Source organism: Sporanaerobacter sp. (genome assembly GCF_047830725.1).
In the GTDB taxonomy this organism is placed as follows: domain Bacteria; phylum Bacillota; class Clostridia; order Tissierellales; family Sporanaerobacteraceae; genus Sporanaerobacter.
Genome location: NZ_CP181252.1, coordinates 666,132 through 681,516 on the forward strand (window position 1 = coordinate 666,132; position 15,385 = coordinate 681,516).

Annotated in this window: 19 protein-coding genes and 1 pseudogene; 1 reads left to right on the forward strand and 19 read right to left on the reverse strand. The window is 33.7% G+C overall.

Annotated features, from left to right (window positions below; genetic code table 11):
* Positions 1 to 18: 18 nt before the first annotated feature.
* The 16 genes and pseudogenes from ACFWUA_RS03210 to ACFWUA_RS03285 all read right to left on the reverse strand — a co-directional run bounded on the left by ACFWUA_RS03210 (position 19) and on the right by ACFWUA_RS03285 (position 12,371).
* Entirely contained in the window at positions 19 to 561 is a 543-nt protein-coding gene (locus ACFWUA_RS03210) for a F0F1 ATP synthase subunit delta (protein WP_416198730.1), read from the reverse strand.
* Positions 549 to 1,061 (reverse strand): F0F1 ATP synthase subunit B, encoded by a 513-nt coding sequence (locus tag ACFWUA_RS03215; protein WP_416198731.1) that lies wholly within the window; start codon positions 1,059 to 1,061, stop codon positions 549 to 551. The genes ACFWUA_RS03210 and ACFWUA_RS03215 overlap by 13 nt, the downstream gene beginning before the upstream one ends.
* 55 nt (positions 1,062 to 1,116) lie before the next feature.
* Positions 1,117 to 1,392 carry an ATP synthase F0 subunit C gene (atpE, locus tag ACFWUA_RS03220; protein ID WP_416199166.1) on the reverse strand — a complete coding sequence of 92 codons (276 nt, stop codon included), beginning with the start codon at positions 1,390 to 1,392 and terminating at the stop codon, positions 1,117 to 1,119.
* A gap of 59 nt (positions 1,393 to 1,451) precedes the next feature.
* Positions 1,452 to 2,123 (reverse strand): F0F1 ATP synthase subunit A, encoded by a 672-nt coding sequence (gene atpB, locus ACFWUA_RS03225; protein WP_416198732.1) that lies wholly within the window; start codon positions 2,121 to 2,123, stop codon positions 1,452 to 1,454.
* A gap of 24 nt (positions 2,124 to 2,147) precedes the next feature.
* Positions 2,148 to 2,528: an ATP synthase subunit I gene (locus ACFWUA_RS03230; RefSeq protein ID WP_416198733.1), complete on the reverse strand. Its 381-nt coding sequence runs from the start codon at positions 2,526 to 2,528 to the stop codon at positions 2,148 to 2,150.
* 5 nt (positions 2,529 to 2,533) lie between these two features.
* Positions 2,534 to 2,758: an AtpZ/AtpI family protein gene (locus ACFWUA_RS03235; protein ID WP_416198734.1), complete on the reverse strand. Its 225-nt coding sequence runs from the start codon at positions 2,756 to 2,758 to the stop codon at positions 2,534 to 2,536.
* A 217-nt stretch (positions 2,759 to 2,975) separates the two neighbouring features.
* Positions 2,976 to 4,402: pseudogene (locus ACFWUA_RS03240) on the reverse strand (short-chain fatty acid transporter).
* A gap of 151 nt (positions 4,403 to 4,553) precedes the next feature.
* Positions 4,554 to 5,213 (reverse strand): CoA transferase subunit B, encoded by a 660-nt coding sequence (locus ACFWUA_RS03245; protein WP_416198735.1) that lies wholly within the window; start codon positions 5,211 to 5,213, stop codon positions 4,554 to 4,556.
* On the reverse strand, positions 5,213 to 5,866 hold the full coding sequence (atoD, locus tag ACFWUA_RS03250) for an acetate CoA-transferase subunit alpha (RefSeq protein WP_416198736.1): 654 nt from the start codon (positions 5,864 to 5,866) through the stop codon (positions 5,213 to 5,215). The genes ACFWUA_RS03245 and atoD overlap by 1 nt, the downstream gene beginning before the upstream one ends.
* A 104-nt stretch (positions 5,867 to 5,970) precedes the next feature.
* Positions 5,971 to 7,149: an acetyl-CoA C-acetyltransferase gene (locus ACFWUA_RS03255; protein WP_416198737.1), complete on the reverse strand. Its 1,179-nt coding sequence runs from the start codon at positions 7,147 to 7,149 to the stop codon at positions 5,971 to 5,973.
* Between the two features lie 255 nt (positions 7,150 to 7,404).
* Entirely contained in the window at positions 7,405 to 8,514 is a 1,110-nt protein-coding gene (wecB, locus tag ACFWUA_RS03260; protein WP_416199167.1) for a non-hydrolyzing UDP-N-acetylglucosamine 2-epimerase, read from the reverse strand.
* A 10-nt stretch (positions 8,515 to 8,524) separates the two neighbouring features.
* The gene (locus ACFWUA_RS03265; RefSeq protein WP_416198738.1) at positions 8,525 to 9,574 is read right to left on the reverse strand and encodes a glycosyltransferase family 4 protein; all 1,050 of its coding nucleotides are present in this window, start codon (positions 9,572 to 9,574) and stop codon (positions 8,525 to 8,527) included.
* A gap of 156 nt (positions 9,575 to 9,730) precedes the next feature.
* Positions 9,731 to 10,360, reverse strand: coding sequence for a uracil phosphoribosyltransferase (gene upp / locus ACFWUA_RS03270; RefSeq protein WP_416198739.1), 630 nt, complete (start codon positions 10,358 to 10,360; stop codon positions 9,731 to 9,733).
* 42 nt (positions 10,361 to 10,402) lie between these two features.
* Positions 10,403 to 10,852 (reverse strand): ribose 5-phosphate isomerase B, encoded by a 450-nt coding sequence (gene rpiB / locus ACFWUA_RS03275; protein ID WP_416198740.1) that lies wholly within the window; start codon positions 10,850 to 10,852, stop codon positions 10,403 to 10,405.
* Between the two features lie 3 nt (positions 10,853 to 10,855).
* The gene (locus tag ACFWUA_RS03280; protein WP_416198741.1) at positions 10,856 to 11,302 is read right to left on the reverse strand and encodes a low molecular weight protein arginine phosphatase; all 447 of its coding nucleotides are present in this window, start codon (positions 11,300 to 11,302) and stop codon (positions 10,856 to 10,858) included.
* A 10-nt stretch (positions 11,303 to 11,312) separates the two neighbouring features.
* Complete coding sequence (locus ACFWUA_RS03285) at positions 11,313 to 12,371, reverse strand: L-threonylcarbamoyladenylate synthase (RefSeq protein ID WP_416198742.1); 1,059 nt, start codon at positions 12,369 to 12,371, stop codon at positions 11,313 to 11,315.
* A 145-nt stretch (positions 12,372 to 12,516) separates the two neighbouring features.
* On the opposite strand from ACFWUA_RS03285, the gene ACFWUA_RS03290 reads away from it, so the two are divergent.
* Positions 12,517 to 13,224 carry a ZIP family metal transporter gene (locus tag ACFWUA_RS03290; RefSeq protein WP_416198743.1) on the forward strand — a complete coding sequence of 236 codons (708 nt, stop codon included), beginning with the start codon at positions 12,517 to 12,519 and terminating at the stop codon, positions 13,222 to 13,224.
* Between the two features lie 2 nt (positions 13,225 to 13,226).
* On the opposite strand, the gene prfA is transcribed toward ACFWUA_RS03290, so the two are convergent.
* Genes prfA through ACFWUA_RS03305 form a run of 3 tightly spaced genes read right to left on the reverse strand, consistent with a single transcriptional unit; the run spans position 13,227 to position 15,385 of the window.
* Positions 13,227 to 14,294, reverse strand: coding sequence for a peptide chain release factor 1 (prfA, locus tag ACFWUA_RS03295; protein WP_416198744.1), 1,068 nt, complete (start codon positions 14,292 to 14,294; stop codon positions 13,227 to 13,229).
* A 36-nt stretch (positions 14,295 to 14,330) separates the two neighbouring features.
* Positions 14,331 to 14,852, reverse strand: coding sequence for a chromate transporter (locus ACFWUA_RS03300; RefSeq protein WP_416198745.1), 522 nt, complete (start codon positions 14,850 to 14,852; stop codon positions 14,331 to 14,333).
* Complete coding sequence (locus ACFWUA_RS03305; RefSeq protein ID WP_416198746.1) at positions 14,849 to 15,385, reverse strand: chromate transporter; 537 nt, start codon at positions 15,383 to 15,385, stop codon at positions 14,849 to 14,851. The genes ACFWUA_RS03300 and ACFWUA_RS03305 overlap by 4 nt, the downstream gene beginning before the upstream one ends.

Here is a 15,385-nt window from a genome sequence, read left to right on the forward strand (position 1 = left end):
TTATCACCTCTACTTCCTTTATACTCTCATACCTTTCAAATCCTTTTCAATAGACTCTAGTTGTCCTTTCACAGTCCCATCTATTATCTTGTTGTCGATCTTTAAAATTGCTCCTCCTATGATGCTCTCGTCAACAGTATTTTTAAGTACTATGTTTTTATTTAATTCCTTGGAAAGTTTTTCTTTAAGTCTATTTTGAGTACTCTCATCCATTGGAATAGCTGTCACCACTGTAGCTAATGCAATGTTTTTTTCTTCATTGTAAAGAAAATCAAAGTACTCACTTATTTCTTCAATATACATTTCTCTTCTCTTATCAACTATCACATAGAGAAAATTTAATACTTCCTCAGAAACCTTTCCTCCAAATACAGTCTTTAAAATTTCCTTTTTTTCATCCTTGGATATCTTTGGATGATTTAACACTTTTTTAAAATCATTTTCTTCCATCAACACATTAGACACAGCATTTATTTCTTCTTTAAACTGATCCACTTTATCTAGTTCCAAACCAGTTTCAAACAAAGCCAAAGCATATCTTTTGCTGACTAATTTTGCCATTTGTCCACCCCTACCTCGTCTACAAACTTGTCAATCATATCTTTTTGCAAGTTCATATCAAGATTTTTGTCAATGACTTTAGAAGCTATCAAAATTGCCATTTCTCCTGCTTGAAGTTTTATTTCCTCTAGAGCTTTTTCTTTTTCTCTCTCTATTTCAACTCTTGCTTTTTCCATGATGCTATTTGCTTCAACTCTTGCTTCCCTCACAATATCTTCTTTTATCTCTTCCCCACGTTTTCTAGAGCCTTCTATTATCTTCTGACCTTCAGCTTTAGCTTCATTTATCTTAAGCTCATATTCACTCTTCAATTCTATAGCTTCATTTTTTAGAGCTTTGGCATCATCTATATCCTTTTGAATTCCTTCTTTTCTGTCATTCATAAATTTAGAAACAGGTTTATATAGAAAATGTCTCAAAATAAGAAACAAAATTAGTGTGGAAATCAGTTGCAATATAAGTGAAGATAACTGTGGTATAACTCTTACATCAAAATCCATAAACTAAACCTCCTTCTTTTGAGGTGATTCTAAGAGATGGGTTCCCCCATCTCAATTAAAGATTCAAATATGCAGTTAAAAGTGGTCTTACAAACAATAGTATTATAGCAATAACTAAACCATAAATACCAGTTGTCTCCGCAACTGCATCTCCTAATAAAAGTGTTCTCGTAATCTCATTTGCTGCTTCTGGTTGTCTTCCTACTGCTTCTGCAGCCTTTCCAGCAGCATTTCCTTGACCAATTCCAGGTCCAATACCTGCTATCATAGCAAGCCCTGCACCTATAGCTGAACACCCCAATATAAAAGCTTCACTAGTTATTCCTTGCATCATTATCATTTCCTCCTTCTATTATCTTCTTTTTCATATTTAAATTAATTAAAAGCATTTTAATCTACAACATTTGTAATAAAAATCATAGTGAGCATTGCAAATATAAAAGTCTGTAAAACTCCTGAAAATACATCAAAATATGCATGCATCACTGGTGTAAGTATTGGTGCAAAATATCCCAATGCACTATACACTAAACTCATGATTATAACTCCACTCAAAACATTACCAAACAAACGGAAAGAAAGTGATATTGGATTGGCAAATTCATCAATAATATTTAGTGGAGTAAGCAATGGTAGTGGTTCTGTAAAACTCTTAAAAAATCCTACAAATCCCTTAGTCTTTGCCCTATAAAATTCAACTAAACTAAAAGTCATAAGGGCCAATGTAAAAGTCACACTATAATCTGATGTAGGAGGTGTAAAACCTAAAAGACCAAACAAATTGGCAACTAGCAAATATAGTACCAATGTACCTATATAAGGCATAAAATAAAACATTTCTTCTCCCATAATCATGCGAGTAAGACCTGAAACCAATTCGACAACTACCTCTACAAAATTTTGAAATCCCTCTGGGCCTTTGGTTTTATCAGCATTTTTAAACTTTATGTTTGCCGCTATAGCAAATATAGTAAGTAAAATTCCTACAATAAAGGTATTCACAATAGTATCTGGCACAAAAATTTCCTTGCCAAACAATTTCATATATATCTCTATTTTCAAAAGCTTATCCCTCCCTTCTTTTAGTTATTTAATACTATTCTTTAAACTATCACATATAGCATTAGAAAATATGACTATCTTTATAACAAAAATCCCTAGTACTGTAGTCAAAAAATTTATATAGGGAGCTTTAGCTGCCACAAGAAGTACTACAAAATAAATAGTATACCTTATAAAATAATTACCTACTGAATAGTTATAGGCCCTAAAAGGTTTCATAAAAACTGCTTTTCTAGTAGACAAACCCAAAAGCATAAAATTTAAAATACTTATACTTGAACCAAAAATCATACCCAATATATAAGGTTTTGGTTCTTTCACAGATATAGCCAATATTCCTATGGCTATAAGACTTAATGCTACAGCTTTTTTTATAATTCCAGAAATAACCTCGTCGTGAAACATTTTTTTCACTTCCCCTTTTTATTGTTATCAACAAGATTAAATAAATTTTTAAACCCTGCCATTGCTCCTAAAACAATAAAAATAATAGAAAACAACATATCTTTTTTGAATACTTTATCCAACCATCCTCCAAAGTATACTCCCAATATTATAGGAACAACTATAGATAGGCCTACTTGAGTTATGAGACTTAAATTTTTAGCTATTTCCTTTTTTTCATCATTCTTCAAAATAAACACTCCAAAAATATTTTTGTTCATATAAAATAATATATACCAATAGACAACAATTTTCAAACTAATTTAGCAATTTATCGTATAAAATTATCATTAAAACTTATTTTGCTATATACATTATATTATAATTCATATATATTCTAATTTCTACAATTGCACGCAAAAAAAAAGACAGCCCTAGCTGTCTTTTCCAATTTAAAATTGTTTTCAATTAAAATAACAAAAATCCCAAGATAATTATGATTCCAGACCAAATAAGATCAATCAAACAGAATCCCATGATGTCCCTTGCTCCAAGTCCTGCAATACCTAGTGCTGGTAGAGCCCAAAATGGTTGAATCATATTTGTCCAAGCATCTCCCCAGGCAATAGCCATAGCAGTTTTAGCAGCTGGTACTCCAAGAGCTTTCCCAGCTGGCATCATAATAGGAGCTTGAACAGCCCATTGTCCACCACCAGATGGAACAAAGAAATTTATGATTCCAGCACTCAAGAATGTGTACACTGGAAATGATTTTGCAGTAGATATATTTACAAACCAGTTTGAAATAACTCCTGCAAGACAAATCCCATCTGGACTTAATCCTGTCATCATTCCCATGATTCCTGCATAGAATGGAAATTGAAGTATTATTCCAGAACAACCCTTTACCGCTTCATCAACAGCCTTTATAAATTTTCTAGGAGTTTGATGGAACAAAATTCCCAATGTCAAGAATATAAAATTAAGTATATTTAAATTTAAGTCAAATCCCTTAGTTGCAAAATAATACACAATATATACAATTCCAAATATCCCTGTGATATAAGCTATAATCTTGCTATTTTCAAGTCTATCTGCAGGTGTTTCATTTAGTTCTACACTAGCAGCTTCTTCTTCCTTACTTTGACTTTCTAGCAATGATGGATTGATTCTTACAACTTTCCCTGGTTCTGGATGCATAGCTTTGTTTATAAGTGGCAATGTAAGTATTATTCCAAAAGATATAAATAAATTGAATGGTGCAAATATAGTTTGAGTTGTAGCAACGGTTTCAGTTAAAGCCCCAGCAGTCATCCCAGCTAAATCTGATGTAGAAGATGCTATAGTAAGTGGAATTGAACCTGAGATTCCACCATGCCATACAAGAAATCCTGAATAAGCACTGGCAATTAAAAGTCTATAGTCTACATCCCTAACTTGTCTTGCTAATTCCATAGCATATAGAGCACCTATTACAAGTCCAAATCCCCAGTTTAACCAACAAGCCAAAGCTGAAACCAATGATACTGCAAATATGGCTTGAGTTGGAGTCTTTGTAAAACTTGCCATTTTTTAAGTCCCTTCTTAACTGGTGGAGAACTAGCTAAAGTGTGCCCTGTAACTAATACCAATGCCATTTGCATAGCAAATGAAAGCAAACTCCAAAATCCTTCTCCCCAGTGAACAAGCATTGCTACTGGGCCTTGATGAGTAAAGATCATTCCTAATACCAGTGTCAAAATAGTCAAGAAAATTGCAAAAATAAATGCATCTGGCAGGTATTTTTGTACTAAAGCAACACAGCCATTAGTAAATTTTTTAAACATGAAAAAACCTCCTTTTGTTGTTATATTTTTATAGCCCATAGGAAAGTTTTGATTTTTATCAAAAACCATATAAAACTTTCCAAATAGGTTTTAAAAGGCTTTTTTGTTTTTACTTATATTGGCTCAATTTACTTATATATCCATTGCCATGTCGAATTTAAGTAGCATCTAGTAGTACTAGATGCTACTTTTTAATATTCATAATTTGTAGAAGTTCTATCTATACTTCCATTTCTTTTAAATCTTCTGAAATAATCAAATCTGCTTCTGTAGCAGCTTTTACATCATCTACTGTAAATTCTTTATTTATTTCAGTCAATACTAGTCCCTTATCTGTAACTTCCATAACTCCCATTTCAGTTATGATCAAATCTACTTCTTTTGCAGCTGTCAATGGAAGTGTACACTTCTTAAGTATTTTTGGGTTTCCCTTAACAGTATGTTCCATAGCTACAATAACTTTTTTAGCTCCTACTACTAAATCCATAGCTCCACCCATTCCTGGAACCATTTTCCCAGGGATCATCCAGTTTGCAAGATTTCCCTCTTGGTCTACTTGTAATGCTCCAAGAACTGTAGCATCAACATGCCCACCTCTTATGATTCCAAAAGATGTAGCACTATCGAAAAATACTCCACCTTCTTTTATAGTTACATATTGCCCACCAGCATTGACAATATCTTTATCTTCTTTTCCTTCTTCAGGAGCTGGTCCCAATCCTAAAAAACCGTTTTCTGATTGAAAAGTAACATCCATTCCTTCTGGCACATAATTTGCGACTAGTGTTGGAAGGCCAATGCCTAAATTGACAACATCACCGTCTTTAAGTTCTTTAGCAACTCTTTTAGCTATAAAATTCTTCATTTCATTTTTATCCATTATTTGTCACCTCCAACAATGTAATCAACAAATATTCCTGGAGTCACAACATCATTTGGATCTATTTCTCCTACTTCTACCAAATTTTCAGCTTCAACTATAACCAAATCAGCTGCTGTAGCCATTACAGTATTGAAGTTTCTAGTAGCTCCTCTGTAAACTATATTTCCTTTTTTATCAACTTTATGCCCAAAGATTAGTGCAACATCAGCCTTTAGTGGCAATTCCAAAAGATATTCCTTGCCATCTATCTCCATCTTTTGCTTGCCTTCTTCTATTACAGTTCCAACACCTGTTGGTGTCAAAAATCCGCCAAGGCCTGCTCCTGCTGCTCTCAATCTTTCAGCTAAAGTACCTTGTGGAATTAGATGAACTTCCATTTCGCCTTCATTCATCTGTCTTCCAGTTTCTTTGTTTGTTCCTATATGAGAAGCATATAATGTTTTGATTTGTTTGTTCACTACAAGCTTTCCTGAACCTATATCAACAAATCCAGTATCGTTACAAATAAGTGTTAAATTTTTAACTCCCTTTTCAACTAGTGCATCTACTAGCTTGTGAGGAGTTCCGCAGCCCAAAAAGCCACCGATAGCAATAGTCATACCATCTTCAATGTGACTTATGGCTTCTTCAATAGATACTACCTTGTTCATAGCATACACCTCCGATTAATTCTTTGAACCACAACTACTATTATATCACTTGTTAATATTTTTTCAATGTTATCTTTTTTCTGAATTCTATATAATAGTCCAAATTATCTTCTAACTACAAGAGCTATACCTTGACCGCCACCTATACATAAAGTAGCTAGACCATTTTTAGCATCTCTTTTATCCATTTCATATAACAATGTAACAAGTATTCTAGCTCCAGAAGCTCCTATTGGATGACCTAAAGCTATTGCGCCACCATTTACATTTGTTTTTTCTGGATTTAAATTTAAATCCTTAACTACTGCCAAAGATTGGGCAGCAAAAGCTTCGTTTGCTTCTACCAAATCTACATCTTCAATTGTAAGTTCTGCTTTTTCCAATGCTTTTCTTGAAGCTGGTATAGGTCCTGTACCCATAACAGATGGGTCTACTCCTGCTGAAGCATAAGAAATTATAGTTGCAAGAGGTTTTATTCCCAACTCATCTGCTTTTTCTTTTGACATTATTATTAATGCTGCAGCACCATCATTTATTCCTGACGCATTTCCAGCAGTTACAGTTCCATCTTTTTTAAATGCTGGTCTTAATTTGGCCAAAGCTTCAGCTGTAGTTCCAAATCTTGGATGCTCGTCAGTATCTACTACTATTGGATCTCCTTTTCTCTGTGGAATTTCAACTGGTACTATTTCATCTTTAAATCTTCCTTCTTTAATAGCCTTTTCTGCTCTATTTTGGCTTTGAAGTGCAAAGGCATCTTGCTCTTCTCTACTAATATTCCATTTCTCTGCCACATTTTCGGCAGTGATTCCCATATGATAATCATTGAAAATGTCCCAAAGTCCATCATGAATCATATAGTCTACCAATTTTGAGTCGCCCATTCTTTGGCCCCATCTATTGCTTTCCAATACATATGGTGCCATACTCATGTTTTCTGTTCCACCTGCAAGGATGATATCTGCTTCACCAGCCCTTATAGCTTGAGCAGCTAATGCTACAGTTTTAAGACCAGAACCACATACTTTATTTACTGTAAAAGATGGTACTTCTACAGGAATTCCAGCGTGTATTGATACCTGTCTAGCCACATTTTGTCCTAGCCCTGCCTGCAATACATTTCCAAAAATTACTTCGTCAATTTGTTCAGCATTTATACCAGCTCTCTTTATAGCTTCCTTTGCTGCAACAATTCCAAGCTTAACTGCTGAGACATTTTTAAAAGCTCCTCCAAAGGTCCCTATAGGCGTTCTAACTGCACTTGCAATAACTACTTCTCTCATTTATATAACCTCCTTGTTTTATTAAAATTTTACTTATTGATTGTGTTAATAATTTAATGCTGTTATTTTTAAATTATATATGCTGTGCTTATTTTAAATGCAAATTCCATGCCATGTTTTAGATGAATTCACCTTATGTATAAATGTTATTTTTTTGTCATACTTCGTTATTTTTTTAACTTGCTTAAGAATATTATACACCCATTAATAAAAAAAGCCAATACCTTTTAAATTTTTTTAAAAGGTATTGGCTTTTTAAACTAATTTTTGAAGTATTATATCTACTATTTTTTCTGCTGCTTTCCCATCTCCATAGGGATTGACTGCGTTGGCCATTTTAAGATATTCTTCCTTTACATTTAGTAGTGTATTGATCTCTCTATATATCTTTTCTTCATTTGTTCCTACAAGTTTTGCAGTTCCTGCCAAAATTCCCTCTGGCCTTTCTGTTTCTTCTCTGACTACAAGTACTGGCTTTCCAAGACTTGGAGCTTCTTCTTGAAGACCACCAGAATCTGTGACTACTAAGTAAGATTTGGCCATTAGATTGGTAAATGGTTCATAGTCTAGTGGTTCTACTAAATGTATTCTTGGGTGATTGTCAAATACTTTATAGGCAATGTCCCTAACTTTTGGATTTAAATGAATAGGAAATACTACTTCTACATCTTCATAGTCTTCTACTATTCTTTTTATGGATGTAAATATATTTTCCATAGGTTTGCCTATATTTTCTCTTCTGTGAGATGTCATGAGAATTACTTTTTTGTTTTCAAAATCTATACCATCTAGTAGTTCGTCATTAAATATGTAGTCATCTTTTACTACATGGAAAAGTGCATCTATGACAGTATTCCCCGTTATAAATATTTTTTCATCTGGATATCCTTCTTTTAAAAGATTTTCCCTACTTTTCTCTGTTGGAGCAAAATGAAAATCTGTAAGTATTCCAGTGAGTTTCCTATTGGCCTCTTCTGGATAAGGAGAATATAGATTTCCACTTCTTAAACCTGCTTCTACATGACCAATTTTTACCTTTTGATAAAAGGCAGCCAAGGCCCCTGCAAATACCGTTGTAGTATCTCCTTGGACTAAAAGCAAATCTGGTTTATTTTCTATAATCACTTTTTCTAATCCTTCCAAAGCCTTTGTAGTTATCTCTGTAAGAGTTTGTCCAGGTTTAAATATGTTTAAATCAAAATCAGGTTTTATATCAAATATATTTAACACTTGATCAAGCATCTGTCTGTGTTGAGCTGTGACACAAACGATACTTTCTATTCTCTCTTCCTTTTCCATTGCTTTTACAATTGGCGCCATCTTTATAGCTTCTGGTCTGGTGCCAAATACAGTCATAACTTTCATCTTTCCACCCCTATTCTCTATTTTCATCATCTCCTTGGTCTTTCTTTTCTACAAGTCCAAGTCTTCTAGCAAAGAGTACAGTCAAAATGATGACAATTCCTGATATAATCACAGCCTGCCTACTATTAGCTTTAGCTATGAGTACTGCAGATACTCCAAAAGCTGCACTTATCAAATATAGTATGAGTACTGTCTGTTTTTGATTGAATCCTCTTTGCAATATCTTGTGATGGAGATGCCCTTTATCTGCTTCCATTATAGGTCTTCCATTTAAAAGTCTTCTAAATATAGCAAAAGTCGTGTCAAATATTGGTAGCCCCAGTATTATGATTGGAACTACTATAGCTATAGTAGCTACACTCTTCATCACACCCTCTATGGCAACTACCGACAACATATACCCTAAGAAAAGTGCACCTGTATCCCCCATAAATATTTTAGCTGGATTGAAATTGTAAGGCAAAAATCCCAAACATGCTCCAGCTATGATTATAGACATGATCATTACAGTTCCATATCCAAAACCACTTGCTACAAAAAGTAAAGACAAACTAGCTATCATGGCAACTCCTGCTGCCAATCCATCAAGTCCATCAATTAAATTTATAGTATTGGTGATTCCTACAATCCAAAATATTGTGATTGGTATAGAAAAACCTTTTAAATATAGCAGAGTACTACCTTTTGAAAATGGATTGGTCACAAAATCAATCTTTACATCTCCCAAAATCAAAACTATACTAGCAAGAATTTGAAAAAATAATTTCATCTTAGGACTTAAATCTTTTATATCATCTATTATTCCTGAAATAGCAATGATACTGCCTCCTATTACTATAGAAATCATAGTCTTATCTATGGGCAAAAAAATAAGAATTGAAACCATAGTGGCAATGTATATTGCTAGCCCTCCCAACAGTGGTATAGGTTTTTTGTGAACTCTTCTATTATCTTTTGGTACATCTATGGCTCCAACTCTATAGGCAATTTTTTTTGCAAATGGAGTCATTATTAAGGAAATAACTGTAGCCGTGAAAAATGGCAATAAATATTTTTCCATGATATATTTCGCTCCTTTATACACTTTGCGACAGCAGGGACGGTTCTTACTGTCGCATCTTTGTCTTTTTTCAATATAATTATATCATTGATAAGAGTTCTTTTCCACATATTCCAATGTACATTTCTCTAAAATAAAAGGTGGATAATCCACCTTTTATTTAGTCCCAAATAGTCTATCTCCTGCATCCCCTAGGCCTGGAATTATGTAAGCATGTTCATTTAGCTTTTCATCTACACTGGCTACATAAATGTCTACATCCGGATGAGCAGCAGTCACTGCTTCTATTCCTTCAGGTGCTGCTATTAAATTCATAAGTTTTATATTTTTTGCACCTCTGTCTTTTAAAAACTGAATAGCTGCAACAGCTGAACCTCCTGTAGCAAGCATTGGATCTAGAACTATAAGATCCCTTTCCTCTATATCTTGAGGAAGTTTGCAATAGTATTCTACAGGCTTAAATGTCTCGGGATCCCTATAGAGTCCAATATGTCCCACTTTTGCTGCTGGAATCAAATTGAGCATCCCATCTACCATTCCAAGACCTGCCCTTAGTATTGGCACCAATCCTACTTTTTTCCCAGAAATCACTTGGGATTTTGTCTTGCAAATAGGAGTTTCGATTTCAATTTCCTCCAATGGAAAATCTCTTGTCACTTCATAAGCCATTAGCATAGAAACTTCTTTTACCAATTCCCTAAATTCTTTTGAACCAGTGTTTTTATCCCTTATAAAAGTCAATTTGTGTTTTATCAATGGATGATCTAATACTACTACTTTACTCATATCTAAAACTCCTTCCATATTAGATTAAAAAAACCTTATACATTATATCATATACTTTCTTTCTATGTCAGAAATTTTATTTACTCTTCTTTCATGTCTTCCACCTAAAAAGTTTGCTTTAAGCCAAGTTGAAACTATTTCAATGGCCAAATCCCTTCCTACTACTCTTCCTCCCAAAGCCAACATATTTGCATTGTTGTGTTCTATAGACATTCTAGCTGAATAAGTATCGCTACATAAAGCACATCTTATGCCAGGAACTTTGTTGGCTGATATGGATATTCCTATTCCAGTTCCGCATACAACTATTCCCTTGTCACATTCTCCGCCTTTCACAGCCTCAGCTACTTTTTGTCCATATTCAGGATAGTCTACAGAATCTTTAGAGTTTGTACCATAGTCAATATATTCTATCCCATTTTCTTCTAAATACTTTTTTATTTCTTCCTTAAGCTCATATCCACCATGATCTGAACCTATACCAATTTTCATTTTTTACTCCTCCTTTTTGACGATAATTTCCAATGCTTTTTTTATTTCTTCTTTGGTGCTTTCATATATTCTTTTGCTTCCACCAAAGGGATCTATTATATCTTCTTCTACTCCATAGGCATATTCTTTTAGAGTATATACCTTTTCTTTGACAAAATCATATTTAGAATTTAAAATTTCTTTGTGAGATGTAGACATAGTGAGTATCAAATCTGCTTCTTCAAGCAAAGACCTATTCACCTTCTTTGCCCTATGACTGGAAATATCTATTCCTTCTTCTTTTAAAACTTCTATTGCCCATCTTGAAGCACTTTGGCCATCTATAGCATATATCCCAGCAGAATCAACTTTTATATTTCTTATTTCTTTTCTATCCAATATATCCTTCATCAGTCCCTCTGCCATAGGACTTCTACATGTATTTCCTGTGCATACAAAAAGAATTTTCATCTAAATCCTCCTATACTCTCCTAATATCTCCACCACAAGCTTTTTTCATGCGATTCATTATGGCTCTTCCTATTCCCTCTGTATCTACACCTTCTGCTAAAATCATATCTACATCTAATTCGTCAAATTGTCTTAAAACTTTAAATAGATTTCTCGCTATAGAATTTTTATCACTTCTAGAACCTACTACCAATACTATTCCTTCATTATATTCATCTTTGGTTTCTTCTGTAGCCATAATACCTACTTTCTTGCCTTCCAATGTCAAAGATTTGATTTGGGCTTTGATATTCTTTGATATATTTTTCACATCTCCTGTAAAAACTATCATCTTTGCTTTTGGAGCATAATGTTTATATTTTTGCCCTGGAGATTTTGGTACTATATTTTCATCATCGCTTATTATACTTTGGTCATATTCTACCTCTGGAAAAACCTGAAGCAAATCCTCAAGAGTCACTCCACCAGGTCTTAATATTGTGGGAACTTCTTCAGACATATCTACTACTGTAGATTCTACTCCTACTCCCGTACTTCCTCCATCAATTATCATATCTATTTTTCCATACATATCCTCTATGACATGACTTGCCTCTGTAGGACTAGGCCTTCCTGATGTATTGGCACTTGGTGCTGCGATAGGCACTCCTGAAGAACTTATAAGTTCTAAGGCTATTTTATTTTTTGGCATTCTAATTGCCACTGTAGAAAGACCTCCAGTTAATTTTTTTGATACTTTGCTACTCTTTTTAAATATAATAGTCAAAGGACCTGGCCAAAACTTTTCCATAAGCATCTTCATATTTTCATTTACTTCTTCTACCAGTGGATATACTTCATCAATACTTGATACGTGAAGTATTAAAGGATTGTCCTGAGGCCTTCCCTTAGCTATAAATATTTTATCTATGGCTTCTTCACAAAATGCATTTGCACCTAGCCCATATACTGTTTCTGTAGGAAAAGCTACTATTCCTCCGTTTTTAATTAGCTCTGCTCCAGCTTCTATTATATCCTTTTCTGGATTTTCCCTGTCTACTTTCGATACTATTGTTTCAATTTTATCCATATTGCTTCCCTTCTTTTTCCCTTAGCTTTTTTCTTCTAAATATATATTATACATGAACTTGAAACTTTTAAGTAGGGTAAATTTATAGTTCTTTATTTTATAAAAAAGAATATCATAAAAATAGTAAATATCTTGGGAGGTAAAAATGAAAAGTATTCTAAATATAAGTATCATAGGTTTTCTTGTTGGAATGGTAGGTACTGGTCTTGGCGGAATTTGTGCCATGTTTGTGAAAAATACCAAAGACAAATTTTTAAGTATCCTTTTAGGAATCACAGGAGGATTTATGCTTGGTATTGTATGTTTTCAACTTCTACCCCAATCCTATGCTTTAGGTGGAATATGGAATGAAGTTCTTGGTATAGTATTGGGAACGCTTTTGATTTTATTTGTAGAAGAAAAATTCCCTCAAGATAAATATGAACCTTTATTAAAAAGTGGACTCCTATTGGCCATAAGTATAGGAATACATAATATTCCAGAAGGTTTAGCTATAGGCTCTAGTTTTATGATGGAAAGCAATATTGGCTATATACTATCTTTAGCTATGCTCATACACAATTTGCCAGAAGGATTGACTCTTGCCATACCTTTGAAATTGTCAAATGTTTCAAATTTAAAAATACTCCTAATCACTCTATTGGCAGGATTGCCAACTGGAATAGGAGCATTTATAGGGGCGTATCTAGGAAATCTTTCAAGTATATTTATATCTATATGTCTATCCTTTGCTGGAGGAGCTATGCTTTATATAATATGTAGTGAACTTATACCAAATGCAAAAGCCCTTCACAACGGAAGGACTTCTACAATAGGCATAATTATAGGCTTTATATTGGGACTATTTTTTTAGTTTTAGCCAACTTGTTTTAACTTTTCAGCTTGATCTGTAGTTATGAGTGCTTCTATCATTTCATCTATATCTCCATCTAGGAAAGCATCTAGCTTGTAGAGGGTCATATTTATTCTATGATCTGTAACTCTACCTTGCGGATAATTGTAGGTTCTAATTCTTTCACTTCTATCTCCAGAACCTACTTGACTTCTTCTTTCTTGTGCAATTTCTGCATTTTGTTCTGTAAGCATTTGATCATATAGTCTAGTTTTAAGGATCTTCATGGCCTTGTCTCTGTTTTTTAACTGAGATTTTTCATCTTGACAGGATACTACCATTCCTGTAGGAATATGTGTGATTCTAACAGCTGAATCTGTAGTGTTGACACTTTGACCTCCATTTCCAGAAGAACGAAAAACATCTACTCTTATGTCATTTGGATTTATCTCTATATCTATATCCTCTGCTTCAGGAAGTACTGCTACAGTAGCAGTGGATGTGTGAATTCTACCACTTGCTTCAGTTTCAGGAACTCTTTGAACTCTGTGAACACCACTTTCATATTTAAGTCTACTATATGCACCTTTTCCTTTAATCATGAATATGACTTCTTTAAATCCTCCAATACCTTGATCGTTGGAGCTCATGATTTCAATTTTCCATCCTTTTCTCTCTGCATATCTTGAATACATTCTAAATAGATTTCCAGCAAATAGTCCTGCTTCATCTCCTCCAGCCCCGGCTCTTATTTCAACTATAACATTTTTGTGATCATTCGGATCTTTAGGTATGAGAAGTACCTTTAATTCTTCTTCCAATTTTTCAATTTTCTCTTCCAATTCACTTATTTCTTCTTTTACTAGTTCTTTCATTTCATCATCTAGTTTTTCCTTTAGCATTTCCTTGTCTTCTTCAAGTCTAGTGACATTTTCATTGTATTCCTTATATTTCATGACAATTGGCTCAATTTCTCCATGTTCCTTTACAAGCTTTTGCCACTCTGATCTATCTTCCATTTCTTTTGGATCTATTATTCTTTGACTCAATTCTTTATATTTATTTTCTATAAAAGATAATTTTTCTATCACAATTTTCACCTCCAAAAACTTTTACTACAATATACATCAATAAACCAATGCTCCAATTGTACCTGCAATGACTATAGCCAATATAGGATGAAGTTTTTTAAAGGAAATAAAATAAAACAGTATTCCCCCTATTAAAACACTCTTAAAGTCTATAAATGCATTTTTAGAAACTCCAATACTAGCCGACAATATAAGACCCAATACTACTGGTCGTATTCCTCTAAAAGCCCATTCTACATAAGGAGAATTTTTGAATTTACCTAAAAAATGAGCTATGATGAGAATTATGACAATAGAAGGTAATACGACAGCTAAAGTTGCCACTAGAGAGCCCACTACACCAGCAACTTTATATCCTATAAATGTAGCTGAATTTATAGCAATTGGCCCTGGAGTCATTTCTACTATAGCTAATATATCTATAAACTCACTAGAAGTCATCCAACCATGAACATCTATTATTTCCTTTTCTATAAGTGGAAGCATTGCATATCCTCCACCAAAACTAAATCCACCTATTTTCAAAAATGATATGAAAAGCTTCAACAAGTTAGTCATATGTTTTTCTCCTTAAATTTAAAATATCCAATAGAACCAAGTGCTGCTACAAGTATTATATATATAGGAGATATATTTATCCCCTCTATTAAAAGCACCGTCACAGCAGCAATAGCAATTTTAGACCAATTTAGTTTCATACTTTTTCCAAGCTTATAAACCGCTGAAAATATAAGAGCAGCTACAGCAGGACGTATTCCTAAAAATATCTTGTCTATTACTTGGTTTTGCCTATACTGCCACAGAAATGTGACAATAGAAAGGATGATTAAAAATGAAGGAAGAATGGTTCCTAAAGTACAAATTAGAGAACCCTTTATACCTTTCAATTTATATCCCACATAGGTACTTGTGTTTACCGCTACAGGTCCTGGTGTCACTTCCGCTATGGCCAAAATATCCATAAACTCATCAGTCTCAAGCCACCCATTTTTTTCTACAACCTCCTCTTGAATAAGGGGAATCATGGCATATCCTCCCCCAATAGTGAATGCCCCTATCTTAAAAAAAGTCCAAAACATCTTAAAATACAT

What these genes read in the sequence shown, in the direction of transcription:
- ACFWUA_RS03215 (WP_416198731.1), bottom strand. Translation starts at nt 1,061, where the DNA reads ATGGATTTTGATGTAAGAGTTATACCACAGTTATCTTCACTTATATTG.
- ACFWUA_RS03255 (WP_416198737.1), bottom strand. Translation starts at nt 7,149, where the DNA reads ATGAGAGAAGTAGTTATTGCAAGTGCAGTTAGAACGCCTATAGGGACC.
- ACFWUA_RS03230 (WP_416198733.1), bottom strand. Translation starts at nt 2,528, where the DNA reads ATGTTTCACGACGAGGTTATTTCTGGAATTATAAAAAAAGCTGTAGCA.
- upp (WP_416198739.1), bottom strand. Translation starts at nt 10,360, where the DNA reads ATGAGTAAAGTAGTAGTATTAGATCATCCATTGATAAAACACAAATTG.
- ACFWUA_RS03210 (WP_416198730.1), bottom strand. Translation starts at nt 561, where the DNA reads ATGGCAAAATTAGTCAGCAAAAGATATGCTTTGGCTTTGTTTGAAACT.
- atoD (WP_416198736.1), bottom strand. Translation starts at nt 5,866, where the DNA reads ATGAACAAGGTAGTATCTATTGAAGAAGCCATAAGTCACATTGAAGAT.
- rpiB (WP_416198740.1), bottom strand. Translation starts at nt 10,852, where the DNA reads ATGAAAATTGGTATAGGTTCAGATCATGGTGGATATGAGCTTAAGGAA.
- ACFWUA_RS03245 (WP_416198735.1), bottom strand. Translation starts at nt 5,213, where the DNA reads ATGGATAAAAATGAAATGAAGAATTTTATAGCTAAAAGAGTTGCTAAA.
- ACFWUA_RS03300 (WP_416198745.1), bottom strand. Translation starts at nt 14,852, where the DNA reads ATGACTAACTTGTTGAAGCTTTTCATATCATTTTTGAAAATAGGTGGA.
- wecB (WP_416199167.1), bottom strand. Translation starts at nt 8,514, where the DNA reads ATGAAAGTTATGACTGTATTTGGCACCAGACCAGAAGCTATAAAGATG.
- ACFWUA_RS03280 (WP_416198741.1), bottom strand. Translation starts at nt 11,302, where the DNA reads ATGAAAATTCTTTTTGTATGCACAGGAAATACATGTAGAAGTCCTATG.
- ACFWUA_RS03265 (WP_416198738.1), bottom strand. Translation starts at nt 9,574, where the DNA reads ATGGAAAAATATTTATTGCCATTTTTCACGGCTACAGTTATTTCCTTA.
- atpE (WP_416199166.1), bottom strand. Translation starts at nt 1,392, where the DNA reads ATGCAAGGAATAACTAGTGAAGCTTTTATATTGGGGTGTTCAGCTATA.
- ACFWUA_RS03305 (WP_416198746.1), bottom strand. Translation starts at nt 15,385, where the DNA reads ATGTATTTTAAGATGTTTTGGACTTTTTTTAAGATAGGGGCATTCACT.
- ACFWUA_RS03290 (WP_416198743.1), top strand. Translation starts at nt 12,517, where the DNA reads ATGAAAAGTATTCTAAATATAAGTATCATAGGTTTTCTTGTTGGAATG.
- ACFWUA_RS03285 (WP_416198742.1), bottom strand. Translation starts at nt 12,371, where the DNA reads ATGGATAAAATTGAAACAATAGTATCGAAAGTAGACAGGGAAAATCCA.